We start from the raw sequence: 16304 nt of genomic DNA, 5'->3' as shown, positions 1-16304 counted from the left end.
ATACGGTGACACCAGGGCTGTCACCCACCACGCCAGGACCGACCGGCGTTTCGCGGGGCTGCCCGGGGGAGAGACCGCCGTGAGCCAGCCCGATTCCCAGGACGGCGAGATGATCAGGACCACGTTCGACGCAGTCACCGAGGAGCTTCGCCCCGGCGTCGTGCTGGTCAAGCTGTCCGGTGAGATCGACATCGCCACCACCGATTTCGCGTCGGAGTCGATCCGGGCGGCGATCGCGCCACCGGCGCGCAGTGTGCTGATCGACGTCTCCGCGGTGACGTTCTGCAGTTCGGCCGGCCTGGGCAACCTGGTCGAGGCCCGCCGCCTGGCCACGCAGTACGGCATCGAGCTGGCCCTGGTCGGCGTCGGCCGTCCGGTCGACCGGCCGCTGACGATCACCGGTCTGGGCCAGGAGTTCCGGATCTTCGCCTCCGTCGAGGACGCCGAACGCCAAGGTGGCGACGGGCGATGATCTCGCTGGGGAGCAAGGACCGTCCGGGGATGAGCAGGGCGGCCGGCTCCCCGCGATGAACTCACCGGGCACGTACCGGGATCTGGTGGTCATCGGCGCTTCGGCCGGCGGCGTCGAGGCGTTGCGCAGCCTGGTCTCCGGCCTGCCGGCGGAGCTGCCGGCCGCGGTTCTCGTCGTACTGCACCTGCCCGCGGGCGGCAGCAGTGTGCTCGGCTCGATCCTGGACGACGCCGGTGAGCTCCCGGCCGCGGCGGCCGAGCACGGTACGCCGATCACCTCCGGACACGTGTACGTCGCACCGCCGGATCACCACCTGCTGGTCGAAGGCGACTGCACCGTCCTGTCCGACGGCCCGACCGAAAGCGGCCACCGGCCGGCGATCAACGCCCTGTTCCGGTCCGCCGCACTCGCCCGCGGCCCGCTCGTCGCCGGAGTGGTGCTGTCCGGCGTACTGGACGACGGCGCTTCCGGTCTGGCCGCGATCAGGTCGTCCGGCGGTCTGGCGATCGTTCAGGACCCCGACGACGCGGCCTACCGGGGCATGCCGGACAGCGCCCTGGCGACGGCCGGTGCCGACCACGTGCTGTCCGCTGCCGCGATCGGCGAGCAGCTGGCCGGCCTGCTCGCCGTACCGGTTGATCTCCGGGCGTCGGACGGGCCGGGCGCGATGCTGCGGTACCAGGAGGCGCTCGGGTCGTTGCCGGAGTCGGTGGCTCAGGCGGTCGGTCTGGTCTGTCCGGACTGCGGCCGGGCGCTGTCGGCACCGGCCGGAGATCACGAGGGATTCCGCTGCCAGGCCGGGCATGCCTGGAGTGCGGACGCGCTTCTTGCCACCGCCGACCATCGGATGCAGGCTGCTTTGTGGACCGCGCTACGGAGCCTCGACGAGAAGACGGCCCTGGCCCGGCAGCTGGAGGACACGGCGCGAGGCCGGGGCAACGAGAACCGTGCGCAGCGGTACGTGGCTTCGGGGCACGAGACGGACGCGGCCGCCCGGTTGATCCGGGCCCGACTGACCTCGGGCGACGCCGAGGCGACGAAGGACGGTGACACCGGATGAACAGGCCGAGCGCCTTGATGATCGGAACGCGCACCGTCGGGGAGGCGGTGGTGATCCGGCCGTCCGGCGTACTCGATGTAGCGACCGGACCCCAGCTGCGGACGTACCTGCTGAAGGCTGTCGCCGACCAGCCGTCGGCGGTCGTCGTACTGCTCAAGGACCTGGTCCCGGCGCGGACGGTCACGCTGAGCGTGTTCGCCGCGGTCGCCCGGCAGGCGGCCGACTGGTCGGGCACCCCGCTGATCCTGGTGGTCGGCGACGACCACACCCGCGAGGTCCAGCAGCACGCGCGGACGATGGCCCGCTTCCTTCCGGTGTACGGCGATCTGCCCGCTGCCCTCGCCTCGGTCGATCGACCGCCGGGCCGCCAGCTGACCAGGTTGCGACTGGTCAACGACCCGCACAGCGGTGGCGTCGCCCGCCGGTTCGTCGCCGCGACCTGCGAGCTGTGGCACTGCGAGGAAGTGGTCGAGGACGCGGTCGCGATCGTGTCCGAGCTGGTCGGCAACGTGATCCGGCACGCGGGCACCGACGCCGATCTGCGGCTCGAGCTGCGGCGTCAGCTCCTGACCGTCGCGGTGACCGACCAGAGCCCGCTGTACCCGGTCCCCCGGCCGCCGAGCACGACCCGGGAGAACGGGCTCGGTCTCGGCATCGTCACCGCACTGGCGACCGCCTGGGGCGCGAATCCCACGTCGACCGGCGGCAAGGTCGTCTGGGCGACGTTGCGGCTGCGTGGACCCGACGCGAAGGCGGCAATCAACAACCGCTGGCGCAACGGGCAGTAGCGTGACGGGGTGACGAACCAGCCGACCGGGCCCGACGACGACTTCGAGGATCTGCTCTCCTACCTGCGCGAGTCCCGCGGCTTCGACTTCGGCGGCTACAAGCGCAGCAGCCTGCTCCGCCGGATCCAGCACCGGATGAGCCAGGTCGGGATCGGCAGCCACCACGCGTACCTCGACCTGCTGCAGGTCGATCCGCAGGAGTTCACCGCGCTGTTCAACACGATCCTGATCAACGTCACCAGCTTCTTCCGCGACCCCGAGGCCTGGGACCTGCTGCGCACCGAGGTCGTTCCGGCCCTGCTCGCCGAGCGCAGCCCGGGCGACCCGCTGCGGATCTGGAGCACCGGCTGCTCGACCGGCCAGGAGCCGTACTCACTGGCCATGCTGCTCGCCGACGAGCTCGGGATCGACAACTACCTCAAGCAGGTGAAGATCTACGCGACCGACGTCGACGACGAGGCCCTCGCCCAGGCGCGGCAGGCGTCGTACGGCGAAAGCGACTTGGCCGGCGTCCCGGAAGAGCAGCGGACGGCGTACTTCGAGCAGCGCGGCGACCGGTTCGTGTTCCACCCCGACCTGCGCCGCACGGTGATCTTCGGCCGCAACGACCTGGTCCAGGACGCGCCGATCTCCCGCGTCGACCTGCTGCTGTGCCGCAACACGTTGATGTACTTCAACGCCGAGACCCAGCAGCGGGTGCTGAACCGATTCCACTTCGCGCTGGTCCCCCGCGGCGTGCTGTTCCTGGGCCGGGCCGAGATGCTGCTCGGCAGAAGCCGGTTGTTCGAGCCTGTCGACCTGAAGCAACGGATCTTCCGCCGGCTGGCGCACCGGTCGACGCCGATCGGACGCACCGGGCCCGAGCCCGTCGAGCCGAGCGGCCTGCCCGAGCGCCTCCACGAGCAGGCCTTCGCAGCCAGCCCGGTCGCGCAACTGGTGGTGGGTGCCGACGACAACCTGGCGCTGCTGAGCGACCAGGCCGCGACGCTGTTCGGCCTGTCCCAGCGTGATCTCGGCCGCCCGATCCGCGAGCTGGAGGTGTCGTACCAGCCGCTGTCGCTGCGCAGCCATCTCGACCAGGTCCTGGCCGAGCGCAAGCCGATCCGGATCTCCGAGGTCGAGTACAACCGGCCGGGCGGAGTCGTGCACTGGTTCGAGGTGCACCTGAACCCGGTGGCGGACGGCAACGACCTGCTCGGGGTCTCGGTGGTGTTCCACGACGTCAGCATCACCCGCGCGTTGCGGCTGGAGGTCGACCGGGTCAACCGCCAGCTGGAGACCACGAACGCCGAGCTGCAGTCGACCAACGAGGAGCTCGAGACCACCAACGAGGAACTGCAGTCCACGGTGGAGGAGCTGGAGACCACGAACGAGGAGCTCCAGTCCACCAACGAAGAGCTCGAGACGATGAACGAGGAACTGCAGTCGACCAACGACGAGCTGCAGATCATCAACGAGGCGGTCCGCGAACGCAGTACCGAGCTGAACGACGTGAACGACTTCCTCGAGGCGGTGATGACCGCGTTCACCGCCGGCGTGATCGTCGTCGACACCGAGCTGCTCGTCCTGGCCTGGAACGCCGCCGCCCAGGAGCTGTGGGGCGTACGCCGGGACGAGGCCGAGGGTCGGCACCTGCTCAACCTGGACGTCGGGTTGCCGTCGGAGATCCTTCGGCCGCTGCTGCGCTCGGCGCTCGAAACACCGGGTTCTTTGGAAGAAGCACGAATCGAAGCGGTCAACCGGCGCGGCCGGTCGATCACCGTCCGGCTGCTCTGCAGCGCCCTGATGAGCCCGGACGGCGGACAGCGCGGCGTACTGCTGGTGATGGAGACGGTAGCCCCCGGCAACTGATGGCCCTAGACTCCGCCCATGATTCAGCGGGGGAAGACATCGGGGCCGGTGAAACGGCCAACAGTGCAGGACGTCGCGCGGGAGGCGGGGGTGTCGCCCTCGACGGTGTCGAGGGCCTTGCACACCAGGGGATACGCCTCGCCGGAGGTCCGTGAGCGGGTCCAGGCGGCCGCCACCCGGATCGGCTACGTGCTCGACCACAACGCGCGCAACCTGCGCAGCCGGACCTCGACGTCGATCGGCGTCCTGATCTCCGACCTGCGAAACCCCTTCTACGCCGACCTTGCGGCCGGGATCGAGGAGGAACTGCGCGCGGCCGAGTACCAGATGGTGCTGGTGAACGACAACGGCGATCCCGCCGAGGAGATGCGCGCCGCCGAGACGCTGCTGGCGATGCGGGTCCCGGGCGTGATCGTGACGCCCGTCACCGCGGCCTGCCCGCGGATCCTGCAGGACAACGGGGTTCACGTGGTCTGCGCCGATCGCGAGCTGGGCCGGTCCGGGAGCGACGTCGTACTGAGCGACAACAAGGCCGGTGCGCGGGAGCTGACCGAGCACCTGATCGGCCTGGGGCACACGCGGATCGGGTTCCTGATCGACGAGACCAAGTGGTCGACGGGCGCTGGACGGCTGGCGGGCTTCCGTGCCGCGCACGCTGATCGCGGGCTCGAGGTCGACGAGTCGCTGATCGTCTACACCAGCTTCGACGCTGTTGCGGCGCAGGAGACGACGCGGGAGCTGCTGGATTCGCTGGAGGTGACGGCGATCATCGCGGCGAACAACGTGCTGGCCCAGGGTGCGCTGGCGGAGATCAAGCGCCGACGATTGAAGGTGCCGCGGCGTCTGAGTCTCGCGGCGTACGACGATGTGCCGTGGATGTCTTTGGTCGAACCCGGGCTCACGACGGTCGACCAGCACACGGTCGAGCTCGGGCGGAACTGCGCGCGGTTGCTGCTGGCCCGGATCCACGGGGAACTGCCCGCGCGGCGGAAGATCGTGCGGATCGCGCCTCGGCTGGTCGTGCGGGGATCTACCGGGCCGGCTTGATTCCGGGGACCCGGCGTGGGCGGTCTTGAGGGATCAGGCAGACTTTGAGGGTGGTGGTTCCGACATCCACTGCCAGGAACGTCACCTTCAGGGCCCTAGACCGGTTGATGCGATAGCGTCCTGATCCCCGAAGCTAGGAATTTGTCCATGGGCGAGAGCTCCTCCAAGATCATCGTCGTCGTCCCGACCTACAACGAGCGGGAGAACCTGCCGGAGCTGGCCAAGCTGCTGGCGGACCTCGACCTGCCCGGGTTGCAGATGCTGGTCGTCGACGACAACTCCCCCGACGGCACCGGCGACGTCGCCGACGAGCTGGCCAAGGCCGCGCCGGAGCAGGTCGGCGTACTGCACCGGACCGCCAAGGACGGGCTGGGCCGCGCGTACATCGCCGGGATCACCCGCGCGCTCGCCGAGGACGCCGAGATCGTGATCCAGATGGACGCGGACCTGTCCCACCCGGCGTCGGTGCTGCCAACGATGGTGGAGACGCTGCGGACCACGGACGCGGGCCTGGTGATCGGGTCGCGGTACGTGCCCGGCGGTTCCGCCGCGGCCGAGTGGGCCTGGCACCGCCGGCTGCTGTCGGCCTGGGCGAACTTCTACGTGAACACGATCCTGCGGCTGCACGTCAAGGACGCCACCGCCGGGTTCAAGGCGTGGAAGGCCGACACCCTGCGGGCGATCGACGTCGGTTCGATCCAGAGCAACGGGTACTCGTTCCAGGTCGAGATGAACACCCGTGCGGTCCGCCGCGGCTTCCGGATCGCCGAGGTGCCGATCCGCTTCGAGGAGCGCACCCACGGCGCGTCGAAGATGAGCCTGAAGGTCCAGCTCGAGTCGGCCCTGATGCCGTGGAAGCTGCTCTTCAAGCGCTCCTGATCTTTTTGGTTCAGGCCGGTACGTCGTACGGCGTACCGGCTTTTGGCGCGGCGTACCGGCTGCTCGGCGCGCCTCAAGTTTTCCGCGCGAACGCGTGAGGTTTACCCGTAGCCGAGCTCGTGCAGCCGCGCGTCGTCGATCCCGAAGTGGTGCGCGATCTCGTGCACGACGGTGATGTTCACCTCGTCGACCACGTCCTCGACGGTCTCGCAGATCGCCAGCGTCGGGTTGCGGTAGATGGTGATCCGGTCCGGCAGCACCCCGCCGTACCAGTTGCCCCGCTCGGTCAGCGGGATGCCCTCGTAGATGCCGAGCAGGTCCGGGTCGCTCGGCGGCGCGTCGTCCTCGACGAAGACCGCGACGTTGTCGATCAGGCCGGCCAGCTCGGGCGGCACCTCGTCCAGCGCCTCGGCCACCAGCACCTCGAAATCCGCCCGGCTCATCTCGATCACGGACCCAGCGTAGTGAGGCGCACCACACGGCGTACTTTCGTCGGCTTCTGCTTGGCTCTGGGCCGGCTTCGGCCCGGCTCTTGCCCCGCTCCGGGTCCGCGACAGGTTCCTGCCATGCCGGATTCCGCCAGCCCGACGCCTCGTAACCGGCGTTACGACCTGCGGATACTGACGGCCATCCGGTCGCGTCCCGGCGACCGAGCCAGTCCCCTGGAGATCCGGTATGAGAAAGCGTTTCCTGACCGCGGCGGTCACCACTGCCGCCGTCCTGACCGGCTTCACGGCCGCGCCAGCCCTCGCCGCCACCGCGGCTCCGCCCGCCGCCCCAGCCGTTGTCCCAGCCTTCGCCGGCCTCTCCTCGCCGATCGCGGTCGAACTCGCCGAGAAGCTCCCCGCGATGCGCAAGGTCGCGTCCGACGTACAGGCTCGCCTCGGCCTGGACGAGAGCCCGCTGCGCGAACGCGTCCTGGACGCGATCGACCCGACCGACTACGAGTGCTCGACGGCCACTCCTCCGGTCGTCGCCGCAGTCACCGCGGACTTCGCGAACCTGACCCCCGACCAGGCCCTGGCCTCGCTGTACGTGCTGCTGTTCGACCTGGTGATGCAGGATGCGGTCTACTTCCCGCAGCCGGCCGGCAAGTTCACGTACGGCGCCAAGGGGACGTACACGAAGAAGGCGACCGACACCTTCGGCGGCCTGCGCAAGTTCTGGGACATCAAGTCGAAGGACATCCAGCTCGTCCCCGCGCACGGCCGGATGCTGCTCGACACCGCGCGGGTGACCCGGGTGTTCACCACGATCTACGGCCAGCCGCTCGACGTGTCCGAGAACACCGCGAACTTCATCAAGACGCAGATCACCAGCACCCCGCTGCTGAAGAACGGCGACCACCCGGCGTACACGTTCAACGCGTACGCGTTCTCCGCCGAGGGCGTGCCGGTCCCAGGCATCGGGACCGTCGGCGACAAGATCGTGATGGGCGACGGCGTGCTCGACGGGTTCGGGCTGGTCGGGCTCGGCGACGTCACCACGCAGGCGATCCTGGCGCACGAGTTCGGGCACCACATCCAGTACGAGGACGGGCTGTTCGACTCGACGCTGCCGGCGCCCGAGGCGACCCGTCGTACGGAACTGATGGCGGACTCGTTCAGCGCCTACTTCCTGACCCACGTCCGCGGCGAGCGGATGAACTGGAAGCGCGTCCAGCTGTTCACGGCGATGTTCGCCCAGATCGGCGACTGCGGCTTCGCCGAGCCCGGTCACCACGGCACCCCCAACCAGCGCGTGAAGGCAGCGCTGTGGGGCTACGGGGTCTCGCAGGCGGTCTGGCCGCGCTCCCTGGTGCTGCCGTCGCGTGTGTTCGCGTGGCTCTTCGAGAAGCAGCTCCCGCGGCTCGTGGCGCCTGACGCTCCCTCCGACGCAGTAGTCCTGGAAGCCGCAAAGCAGGCCGCAGCCACAGTCAGCTAACCGCCTATCCCCAGCCCTCCGCTCCCTCCTCTCTCTTCCTCTGTTTTTCCCCGATCGGCTGCCTGGACTCTGGGGGCAGATTCCAGGCAGCCACCCCCTCCCCCGAGCCCCTCCCCAGCGGGCCGAACCCCTTGGCAACAACTCGTTTTGGACCTTCGCCAAGACTCCTCTATGCTTACGGCTGTCCCTGGAGCTTCGGCTCCCGCGGGTCCGAGTCCCCATCGTCTAGTGGCCTAGGACGCTGCCCTTTCAAGGCGGTAACGCGGGTTCGAATCCCGTTGGGGATACGGTCGAAAGGCCGATTAATTGAACAGCTTGAAGATGGTGTACCATCGTCGAGCATCCTGGCCCAGTAGCGCAGTTGGTTAGCGTGCCGCCCTGTCACGGCGGAGGTCGCGGGTTCGAGTCCCGTCTGGGTCGCCAGGAGAAGGCGGCGGATGTCCAACATCCGCCGCCGCCTTTTCTCCCCGGTCAGGTAGCTCAGCTGGTAGAGCGTCCGCCTGAAAAGCGGAAGGTCGGCGGTTCGAGACCGCCCCTGACCACACATTTCTGAGCGTGGATCTCGGTCTGAGATCCGCCGACTCCCCCGCGATTACCGCAACCAGTACCGCAACGCCTATCCGGCGACCAGCTCCGCGAGCTGAGCGAGCGCCTTCCGCTGATCTTCCAGCGATGCATGCGCGTAGATCGCCATCGTCACTTGGACGTCTGCGTGACCGACGATCGCCTGGACGATGTGCGGCGGCACTCCGAGCCGTAGGAGCAAGGTCACACAGCTATGCCGCAGGTCGTGGAAGCGCATCTCTCCTAGGCCGGCCTCGACCCGCAGCGGGTACCAGGTCCGCCGCAGGTTGTCCGGCTCGATCGGCGTTCCGATCTCGGTAGTGAAGATGTAGCCGGTATCAACCCACTTCTCGCCGGCCAGCAACCGTTCCTTTGCCTGCTCCCGCTTGTGGGTTCTGAGTACCTCCAAGCACAGCTCAATCAGCGGCACCGTCCTGCGTGACTTCCTGGTCTTCGGCGAGACGGCTTGCAAGGCACCGTCCACCCGTTGCAGCGTGCGCCGGATCTCTACCGTCTTCTCTGCCCAGTCGATGTCCTCCCACTTCAAGCCGAGCAGCTCGCCGCGACGCAACCCCATGAACAGGGCCAGCACGAACAGCGCGTAGAGCCGAGTGGGCTTGGCCGCCTTCATCAACAGGCGGGCTTGTTCCTCAGTCGCTCCCCTGTTCGTGTCGTACTGCGCGCCTTCCACCTGGACCAGCTTGGCAACGTTGCGCTGTAGGACTTCCTCTCGAACAGCCGCCTGCAGCGCGTTCCTGAGCACGGCGTGAATCTGCTCCACGAGCCGATCCGACGGATGCCATTTACAGCACCTGCCGACAGCGCAGCACCTCGCCTTGTCGCCGCGGCGTTCGTCGTACCCATGCAGGCAGCACAGGCAGGTATTTCGGATCCGCGTCATGAACAGCCGGACATCGGCACCGTTCAGCTTGTGCAGCTTTTTCCGGCCCAGGTGGGGGATGAGATGCACCCGCGCCACCAGTTCGTACCCCTGGTGGGTCTTCGGCTTCTTCGACGGCTTCACGATGTGCTCCAGCCAGTACTTGAGGAACGCTTCAACGTTCCAATCGGTGGCCTCGGCAGGGATGCCCTTGTCCGACCTCGATTGCAGGTCGCGAAGCTTGCGCACGACCGTGTCCCTGTCCTTGCTGGATACCTCCCGCCGCGCATACGTGCCGTCGGCTTGCAGGAGGTAGGCCGCACCGAACCACCGATCCTTGCTCGGGCGGTAGAAGACCGATCCGTCACCATTCGCGGACTTCATGCTGCGGTTTCCTCCTCAAGGAGTTGGATTGCTTCCTCCAGAGCCGAGACCCGGACTAGCCGGCGCGCGCCGATCTTGACGGTCTTCAGCTTTCGGCTCCGGATCAGGTCGTAGAGAGTCGAGCGGTGAATGCCCAGTCGTGCGGCAGCTTCTTCGGTGGTGATCAGCAGCCGTTCCGCGTCAGCGATCTGAACCATGCTCATCCGGGTTGCAGCTCCGTTCTGTCCGGGCGTACTCATGCGGTCTCGCGAGAGGAGGGGGCGTCATTCGAAAGGTCCGGGACAGGTCGGGGACCCCAAGCCGTACCAGCCGTACCAGCCTCGTTTTCCCTGGTCAGGTGCGGTACGGCTTTGGTCGTTGGTACGGCTTGAGCCGTACCAATGGGGTAAGCCGTACCGGCTCTGACCTGCGGTGTTACGTCTGGTACGGCTGGTACGGCTTCCCCGGACTCGGATTTCGGCTCCGGGCAGTAGCGGTTCCATGCGTCGATGAAGTCGCTGCGGACGTAGCCCTTGGCTTGGCCGGTGGTGAAGCGGATGGTGTCGCTGCGGATCTCGAAATCACGCAGGAGGTTGCCCATCCTCATGGCTGTGAGTCCGTTGGCCCCCAACGTTGCCCAAGGCGCCTCAGGGTCGCTGCAGAGCCGTTCGAGCAGGACAGCGGTGGGCAGTGCGTCAGCGTCCTGGAAGGCGGTGCGGCAATCAGCGAGTAGCCGGGTCGGTGTTGATCCTTCGTCGCCGGCGTCGCGGTCGCTGGTGAGGGCTACGGCGGCCTTTCGCGCGGCCCGTGGCCACTGCCCGCCCGCCAGATCGGCGAGCGCGATCATGGGTTCCCAAGTATCGGCGGCGCGGTCCTCCAACGGCATTTCCGGAGTGGCTCGGGTGAGTGCGTCGATGTGTGGGGCGATCCACTGGTTGAGTCGCTGGCGCAGGAGGTCGAGATCGGGCCCGTCACGGCGAATCCGGTACGGGGCAACGGTTTCGCCGGGGGCGCGGCGCCGCATCCGAATCACGGCAGCGCGATCCTCGATCGTGTCCGGCATCGCACCGATTCCGGCCAGAGCTGCCATGGCGAAGGTCTCGATCTTCTCTGTCTGCCGAGCGCTGGCATCCCATCGCAGGGTCGGGCGGTTGCGTTGGTGTCCGGCGTTGAGCAGGCCGCGCAGGTCCTCGTTGTCGCCTGCCTTCGGCCCGAAGATCGTGTCTGCCTCATCGATCAGCAGGGTCGGAGGGTCGCTCGGTGCCATGCCGATGGACCGGTAGACCGCCGACGGCGACGCATTGACGGTGATCAGCGGCCGGTGACACATCGCCTCGACCATGTCGAGTAGCCGCGACTTCCCGCACCTCCGTTCCGGCGCACGGATGACGAGCCGGGCGGCGCAGTTCCAAGCCTTCATGGCGTGGGTGGCAGCGATCCACAGAACCACTGCGATCAGTGCGGACGTGCTAGGCAAGATGACGTATCGGCTGATGGTGGCGGCGACGTCGTCCAGCAGCTCGGCGCCGTCGACCGCGTCGGCCTGGTCGTCGTTGGGGTTGCTCATGCGGCGATCCCTTCATCACGAAAACCGCCGGCGATGGCGGCTCTGATCTCGCGCTCGGTCTGCTCGGCCTCGCGCCCCGCTCCGGTCAGCGCGGCAACGGCAGCGGCGTACTCGATCGCACCGGCCGCGACCATCCGCGCAACGCCTCTAGCAGCGCCGTAGAGCGTCGTGCGTCGGCGACCTTCCCCGGCACGACGTACAGCGTCCAGGTGAGCGTTGAGCAGCTTGTCGGGGTGGGAGATGCCCCCGCCCGGTTGCGTAGGTGGCGGGCTGGTCCGCGGGGCAGCTGAGTCGGCCGGCGAGGGTGGCAGGCATGCCTCAACAAGCGCGCGGGGCATCTCCCCCACATCGGCCCCGCTGACCGTTGCCCACCGGTACGGCAAGCCCGTGCGGTGGTGGATCGACGGCGGGAGTACGACGTAGCCGCCGTCTGCCTTGATGTCGATTCCCTTGCGGCCGGGCATCGGGCGTGACGGCATCGGCTGTCCGGGATGGCGGTAGTACAGGTGCTGTCCACCCGAGCCGGTGACGACCCGCAGCGTGCGCGGCAACAAGCCCTCGACCAGAAGGTCGGTCAGGCTCGATGTGCCGCCGTGTGCGGGGTCGACGTCGACCACCAAGAGCTCGGACAGGGCGCCGGTGCGGACGGCGAGCTGTCCGAGTGGGACGGCGGCGACGTTCGCGGCGACGCGGTGGGGGTCGGTGCTGGCGGCGTAGAACCCGTGGCAGGTGAGGTGCCCGCAGCTGGCGGGATCGTGGTCGGCGCCGGCAGCGCGGCAGGGATTGCAGTTGGCTACCGGGCGCTTGGATCTGGCGAGCATGAACACCGGCCAGCCATTCTTAGCGGCGTCGAGTGCGGCGGTCAGCAGATCAGTCACGGGAGCGTTCCTCTCGGGTAGGGAGAATCAGGCGGCGGAGGCTGTCGGCGCGGCGGCGAGTTCCGCCACGGCTTCGGCGGTGATGCGGTCGGCGACCCAGGTGAAGACGGGGACGGCGACGCTGTTGCCGAGTTGCTTGTATCGGTGGGCGTCGGCTTGATGGGCGCCGTTGCTAGTCGCGGTCCAGTCGTCGGGCAGGCCTTGCAGCCGTTCACATTCGAGTGGGGTGAGGCGGCGCACGATGAGATCGGTGTCGGCGATCAGGTGCCCGCCGGCGGCCATCTCTGCGTCGAGGCGGTGACCGCGTCCGTCGCCGGATGCGGTGAGGGTCGCGGCGTGGTGGGCGACGTAGGTCATCATCGTCGGGTCGTGTTTGTCGTTGCCGCCATGGCTGAGCAGCGCGTTGGCGACGGTGGGGCTGTAGGCAACGGCCATCGTCTGCGACCGAGGGATAGTCGGGACGGAGTCGTAGCCGATCGCGTTGGCCACGGAGGCGTTGCCGCCGGCCTGCCAGGCGAACCCGATGACCGGAACTCCGCGGCCGGTGCCGTCCTCGCTGGCGTCGTGCCCGTGGGCGGTCAGGGTGTGGGCGTGGTCTCCGAGGACTCCGACGGCTCGTGCTGCGCGGTCGCGGCGATCCGGGTCAATGCGTTCTCGAGCGCGGCCGGGAGGGTGCGTCGGCGTTTGGCTGCCCGCCGGAGAATCCCTACGCAGGCTTTCGGGCTCAAGGAGTACTTGCGCAGGTGCGGCGCGGAGGTCTCCAAGATGTCCGACAACGATGAGTCGACGGCGTCGCTGTGGGACTCCGAAGTGGCGAGCGTCCAGTACCCGCCAGGCGAACTCCATCCCGAGCCCGGCCAGGTCCCCGGCGATGATGCCGAAGTCGTCTCCGTTGTTGACAGACAGAAGGCCAGGGACGTTCTCGCCGACGAACCAGCGGGGACGTAGCTCAGCCAGCAGGCGCGCGACGTGCATCCACAGTCCTGAGCGTGGATCACCCAGGCCGCCGCGACGGCCTGCCATGGAGTTGCCCTGGCACGGCCAGCCAGCGGCGAGAACGGTTCGGTCGGGAACAACTCCAACTGCTCTGAGGTCATCGGCGGTCACCTTCGTGAGGTCTTCGAACAGGACGGTTCCGGGGAACCGGTCGGCCAGGACGCCGCGGGCGTGCGGGTCGATCTCGACCGCCGCACGAGTCGGGATGCCGGCGCGGTGGAAGGCCAGGTCGATGCCGCCGATGCCGGCGCACAGCGACACCAGGTGCAGGCCGGCGGGGCCGGTCACTTGCTGGCCTTGCTGGTCGAGTTGCTGCCAGCTGAGTGGGTGCGCCGGTAGTAGCTGATGACCTTGCGCCCGAACCGGACCCGCAGCCCGGATCCGTCGCAGCGTCCGCAGTGGCGGTAGGCGTTGCCGAACGGGGATTTGAACTTGCCGGCACCCTTGCAGCGGCGGCACTTTCCGAACGGCCAGACAGCACTGGTCAGCAGGTAGAACGCGGCGGCAACGGTCACGATGAGTGCCACGGTGGCGATCTGTCCGGCGGTATGGACAGTGGTGGTGAGGTCGATCGAGGCGCTACCCAGGTAGCTACCGTGGGTAGCGGCACTGGGGATAGCGGTAGCGGGGGTGCTGGACACGAGGAGCCTCCAGAGGGCTGTTTTTGGGCGTGAGGAGCCGTGGCCGCTACCCGCTACGCGGGAACAAACGGCCTGATCAGGTAAGGGTTGCGGGGTAGCGGGGCGGGTAGCGTTGCCGCTACCGGTAGCGGCTAGGCCGCTACTTGATCCGCCCCACTCCCCTTATCGACTTGGTGACTCTCTGTCGATCTCCGTTAGCTGTTGCGGCGAGAGATGGCGGCGCGGACGTCGTCGGCCTTGGCGCCTTTGCGGGTCGCACCGTCACGCTTCACGTTGACGCTGGACACGTTCAACCCGCGCGCCTGAGCGCTAATGGCATCGGGCGTTGTGCCGTCGTACTGCTCCGGCATCTGGTCGGCCAACCGACCGGCGATCGTGTCCCAGTGCGCGGCGGTGTCGGCGCCCATCACGGTCAAGATGTCGGCCAGGACGTCCCGGGAGCCGCGCTGCATCTCCTCGCCGGCGGCCATGCCGGACAGCAGCCCGAGCCGTTCCCGCAGCACTCTCGCTGCGGTGAGGATCTTGTCCGCGTCGGTGGCGTCGGCCAGTTCGGTCCGTACGGTCGGGGTGGCGTCGGATGCGCCGTAGAGGTAGCCGACGCCTCGGTACTCGTCACCGACCGGCAGGGTCGCTGCGTCGAGGCCTTCCTGGTAGGCGTCGCCGCCCAAGATCGCCTCGGACACGACCCGGTTGCCGCACTTGAGCGCGAACCGCAGCGTGTGGTTGTCCCTGTACCGGTTGAACAACCGGGCTACGTCGCCGGCGCCGACACCGGACGGCTTCTGCGAGCTGGACTCGATGATCACGCCCGCGCTAGGGCCTACGGCTTGGATGCGGGAGAGCTTGGCGGCGATCTCCTTGTTGACCGCCTGGTCCTCGGTCTCGAAGTACACCTGGAACTCTTCCATCACCAAGACCAGGACGTGCAGGTCCGGGTAGCGGGGGTCGTTGTGGAGTTCCTCGGTCAGCTTGCCTTCGGGGCACAGCTCGACCGGGAGCGTGGTGAGGATCGAGTTGACGTGGTCGATGTGGGCGAGGATCTCGTCCAGGATCGCCCGGAACGTCTCGATCGGGTCATCGGTGTTCGGGTTGGGATGGGTGCCGAAAACGATGCGGTGGGCAACCTTCTTGAACGCGAGCCAGTCAGGCGAGTTCTTGCCGTCGACCACGATCAGCCGCACGTTCGGGTCCAGTGCCGCGTACAGGGCAAGCAGGCGGGCGAAGTAAGTCTTGCCCTTGCGGGGTTGGGCGCCGACCAGCAGCGAGTTCCACATCAGCGACAGCTTGACCGGCGCGTCCCGCTCGTCGCGGCCGATCACGAACGCCTTCCAGATCGAGCGCCGCTTGCAGTCCAGCAGCGACGTCCGGCCCACCGGGACCGCGAGCGGGTCACGGTCGGCCACGAACAGCGTGTGCCGGCGCGAGCTGGTCTTGTCCGGGGTCAAGAACACCTGATTGACGTGGACGTCCAGGCCGGAGGCGATCTTCTCCCGGCAATTCGCCACGTCCGTCCAGCCCTTGCCGTACGGGAGATCCACCAACACCTGAGACCCCGTGTTGCGGGCATCGCGGGACATCTGCGACCCGAACCGCACCTCCTGGTCGCTCCGGTCGGGCTTGCCCAGGCCGGCCGCGTAGTAGGCGCGCAGCACGATGTCGGAGTTGAGCTTGCGGAACCGGGGTGCGACGACCGCGGTACCGACCAGGGTCTGACCTGCCGGGCGGCCGTAGTGCGCCGCAGCAGCGACCAGACCAGCACCGGCAAGGGCGACGACAGCGCCAGGAGCCGCGTTGAGGGCGATCGGCGCACTGATGGCAAGCCCAACGTTCTGCGCCGCCAGAACGCCACCACGCCACAGCCGGGTCCGTTTGAGCTCGCGGTGGATCTTCTCCCATTCCTTGAGCTCGTTGCCGTCAGCGGCCTTCTGCTCAAGGGCGAACGAGTTCGGCACCCACCACCAGTTGAGCTGATTCCGTATCAGCCGCGCGAAGCCGCGACCGGCGAACCAGGTCAGCTTCGCGCCGTACCAAGGCGACCGCACCGCATGGAACGCGGCAACATGCCCGGATCGGGCCACCGCACGGCGAACCGTGGCCCGGAGGTTCTGCGGGAGCAGGTGAACCGGGATGATCGGGAGTCGCTCCCCCGGCGTGACGGGAACCGCCAGACCCGGTGTGTCAACAGGAACCAGCACCTTGCCCGCACCGGGATCGGTGTCCGTGTCGTCGTCCAGGGCGACTTCGTAGGCTGTGTCCATCCCCGCGACGTCGGCGGCCGACAGCGGGACGACGGTGTCGGCGCTTTCGTCCGGCGTCGGCGTGGAGTCGTCGCGGCGAGCGCGGTGCGCGTCTAGGTCGATCGGCTCGGGGATCTCGCTGGCATTCTCGGTCATGG

The 16304-nt window shown here is 68.1% G+C and carries 16 protein-coding genes and 3 tRNA genes; 11 read left to right on the top strand and 8 right to left on the bottom strand.

The genetic code is table 11. The features are described 5' to 3' along the window. Positions 1-79 precede the first annotated feature (79 nt). The 7 genes from ACYVIO_RS09900 to ACYVIO_RS09870 all read left to right on the top strand — a co-directional run bounded on the left by ACYVIO_RS09900 (position 80) and on the right by ACYVIO_RS09870 (position 6195). Positions 80-472, top strand: a complete 393-nt coding sequence (locus ACYVIO_RS09900) for an STAS domain-containing protein (RefSeq protein ID WP_460650366.1) — start codon at positions 80-82, stop codon at positions 470-472. 55 nt (positions 473-527) lie between these two features. Continuing rightward, complete coding sequence (locus ACYVIO_RS09895) at positions 528-1532, top strand: chemotaxis protein CheB (protein ID WP_460650365.1); 1005 nt, start codon at positions 528-530, stop codon at positions 1530-1532. Continuing rightward, the gene (locus tag ACYVIO_RS09890) at positions 1529-2320 is read left to right on the top strand and encodes an ATP-binding protein (protein ID WP_460650364.1); all 792 of its coding nucleotides are present in this window, start codon (positions 1529-1531) and stop codon (positions 2318-2320) included. Before ACYVIO_RS09895 ends, ACYVIO_RS09890 begins: the two co-directional genes overlap by 4 nt. Positions 2321-2329: 9 nt before the next feature. Next, positions 2330-4171: a CheR family methyltransferase gene (locus ACYVIO_RS09885; protein ID WP_460650363.1), complete on the top strand. Its 1842-nt coding sequence runs from the start codon at positions 2330-2332 to the stop codon at positions 4169-4171. Positions 4172-4189: 18 nt separating this feature from the next. Further along, positions 4190-5218, top strand: a complete 1029-nt coding sequence (locus ACYVIO_RS09880; protein WP_460650362.1) for a LacI family DNA-binding transcriptional regulator — start codon at positions 4190-4192, stop codon at positions 5216-5218. A 147-nt stretch (positions 5219-5365) separates the two neighbouring features. Beyond that, positions 5366-6097 carry a polyprenol monophosphomannose synthase gene (locus ACYVIO_RS09875; RefSeq protein WP_460650361.1) on the top strand — a complete coding sequence of 244 codons (732 nt, stop codon included), beginning with the start codon at positions 5366-5368 and terminating at the stop codon, positions 6095-6097. After that, the gene (locus ACYVIO_RS09870) at positions 6070-6195 is read left to right on the top strand and encodes a hypothetical protein (protein WP_460652093.1); all 126 of its coding nucleotides are present in this window, start codon (positions 6070-6072) and stop codon (positions 6193-6195) included. Before ACYVIO_RS09875 ends, ACYVIO_RS09870 begins: the two co-directional genes overlap by 28 nt. A gap of 3 nt (positions 6196-6198) precedes the next feature. On the opposite strand, the gene ACYVIO_RS09865 is transcribed toward ACYVIO_RS09870, so the two are convergent. Then, positions 6199-6549, bottom strand: a complete 351-nt coding sequence (locus ACYVIO_RS09865) for a metallopeptidase family protein (RefSeq protein ID WP_460650360.1) — start codon at positions 6547-6549, stop codon at positions 6199-6201. A gap of 223 nt (positions 6550-6772) precedes the next feature. Between ACYVIO_RS09865 and ACYVIO_RS09860 the strand changes: the two genes are divergently transcribed. The 4 genes from ACYVIO_RS09860 (at position 6773) to ACYVIO_RS09845 (ending at position 8562) form a co-directional block, all read left to right on the top strand. Continuing rightward, complete coding sequence (locus ACYVIO_RS09860; protein WP_460650359.1) at positions 6773-8020, top strand: hypothetical protein; 1248 nt, start codon at positions 6773-6775, stop codon at positions 8018-8020. A gap of 214 nt (positions 8021-8234) precedes the next feature. Next, a tRNA-Glu gene (locus tag ACYVIO_RS09855) sits at positions 8235-8307 on the top strand. A gap of 59 nt (positions 8308-8366) precedes the next feature. Further along, positions 8367-8443: transfer RNA gene (locus ACYVIO_RS09850), tRNA-Asp, on the top strand. Positions 8444-8489: 46 nt separating this feature from the next. Next, a tRNA-Phe gene (locus ACYVIO_RS09845) sits at positions 8490-8562 on the top strand. 74 nt (positions 8563-8636) lie between these two features. Here ACYVIO_RS09845 and ACYVIO_RS09840 read toward each other — a convergent pair. From ACYVIO_RS09840 to ACYVIO_RS09810, 7 genes are all read right to left on the bottom strand, one after another. Next, positions 8637-9848 carry a tyrosine-type recombinase/integrase gene (locus ACYVIO_RS09840; RefSeq protein ID WP_460650358.1) on the bottom strand — a complete coding sequence of 404 codons (1212 nt, stop codon included), beginning with the start codon at positions 9846-9848 and terminating at the stop codon, positions 8637-8639. Then, entirely contained in the window at positions 9845-10051 is a 207-nt protein-coding gene (locus ACYVIO_RS09835) for a helix-turn-helix domain-containing protein (protein WP_460650357.1), read from the bottom strand. Before ACYVIO_RS09835 ends, ACYVIO_RS09840 begins: the two co-directional genes overlap by 4 nt. Before the next feature lie 32 nt (positions 10052-10083). Further along, positions 10084-11394: a DUF3631 domain-containing protein gene (locus ACYVIO_RS09830; protein ID WP_460650356.1), complete on the bottom strand. Its 1311-nt coding sequence runs from the start codon at positions 11392-11394 to the stop codon at positions 10084-10086. After that, the gene (locus ACYVIO_RS09825; RefSeq protein ID WP_460650355.1) at positions 11391-12272 is read right to left on the bottom strand and encodes a bifunctional DNA primase/polymerase; all 882 of its coding nucleotides are present in this window, start codon (positions 12270-12272) and stop codon (positions 11391-11393) included. Before ACYVIO_RS09825 ends, ACYVIO_RS09830 begins: the two co-directional genes overlap by 4 nt. Positions 12273-12299: 27 nt before the next feature. After that, a complete protein-coding gene (locus ACYVIO_RS09820) occupies positions 12300-13556 on the bottom strand; it encodes a DNA cytosine methyltransferase (RefSeq protein WP_460650354.1) in 1257 nt (418 codons plus the stop codon). After that, positions 13553-13909, bottom strand: coding sequence for a hypothetical protein (locus ACYVIO_RS09815; protein WP_460650353.1), 357 nt, complete (start codon positions 13907-13909; stop codon positions 13553-13555). Before ACYVIO_RS09815 ends, ACYVIO_RS09820 begins: the two co-directional genes overlap by 4 nt. A gap of 194 nt (positions 13910-14103) precedes the next feature. Next, the gene (locus ACYVIO_RS09810; RefSeq protein ID WP_460650352.1) at positions 14104-16302 is read right to left on the bottom strand and encodes a cell division protein FtsK; all 2199 of its coding nucleotides are present in this window, start codon (positions 16300-16302) and stop codon (positions 14104-14106) included. Between the last annotated feature and the right edge of the window lie 2 nt (positions 16303-16304).

It is taken from the genome of Kribbella endophytica, assembly GCF_054781295.1.
This window is presented reverse-complemented; position numbering and strand designations above follow the sequence as displayed.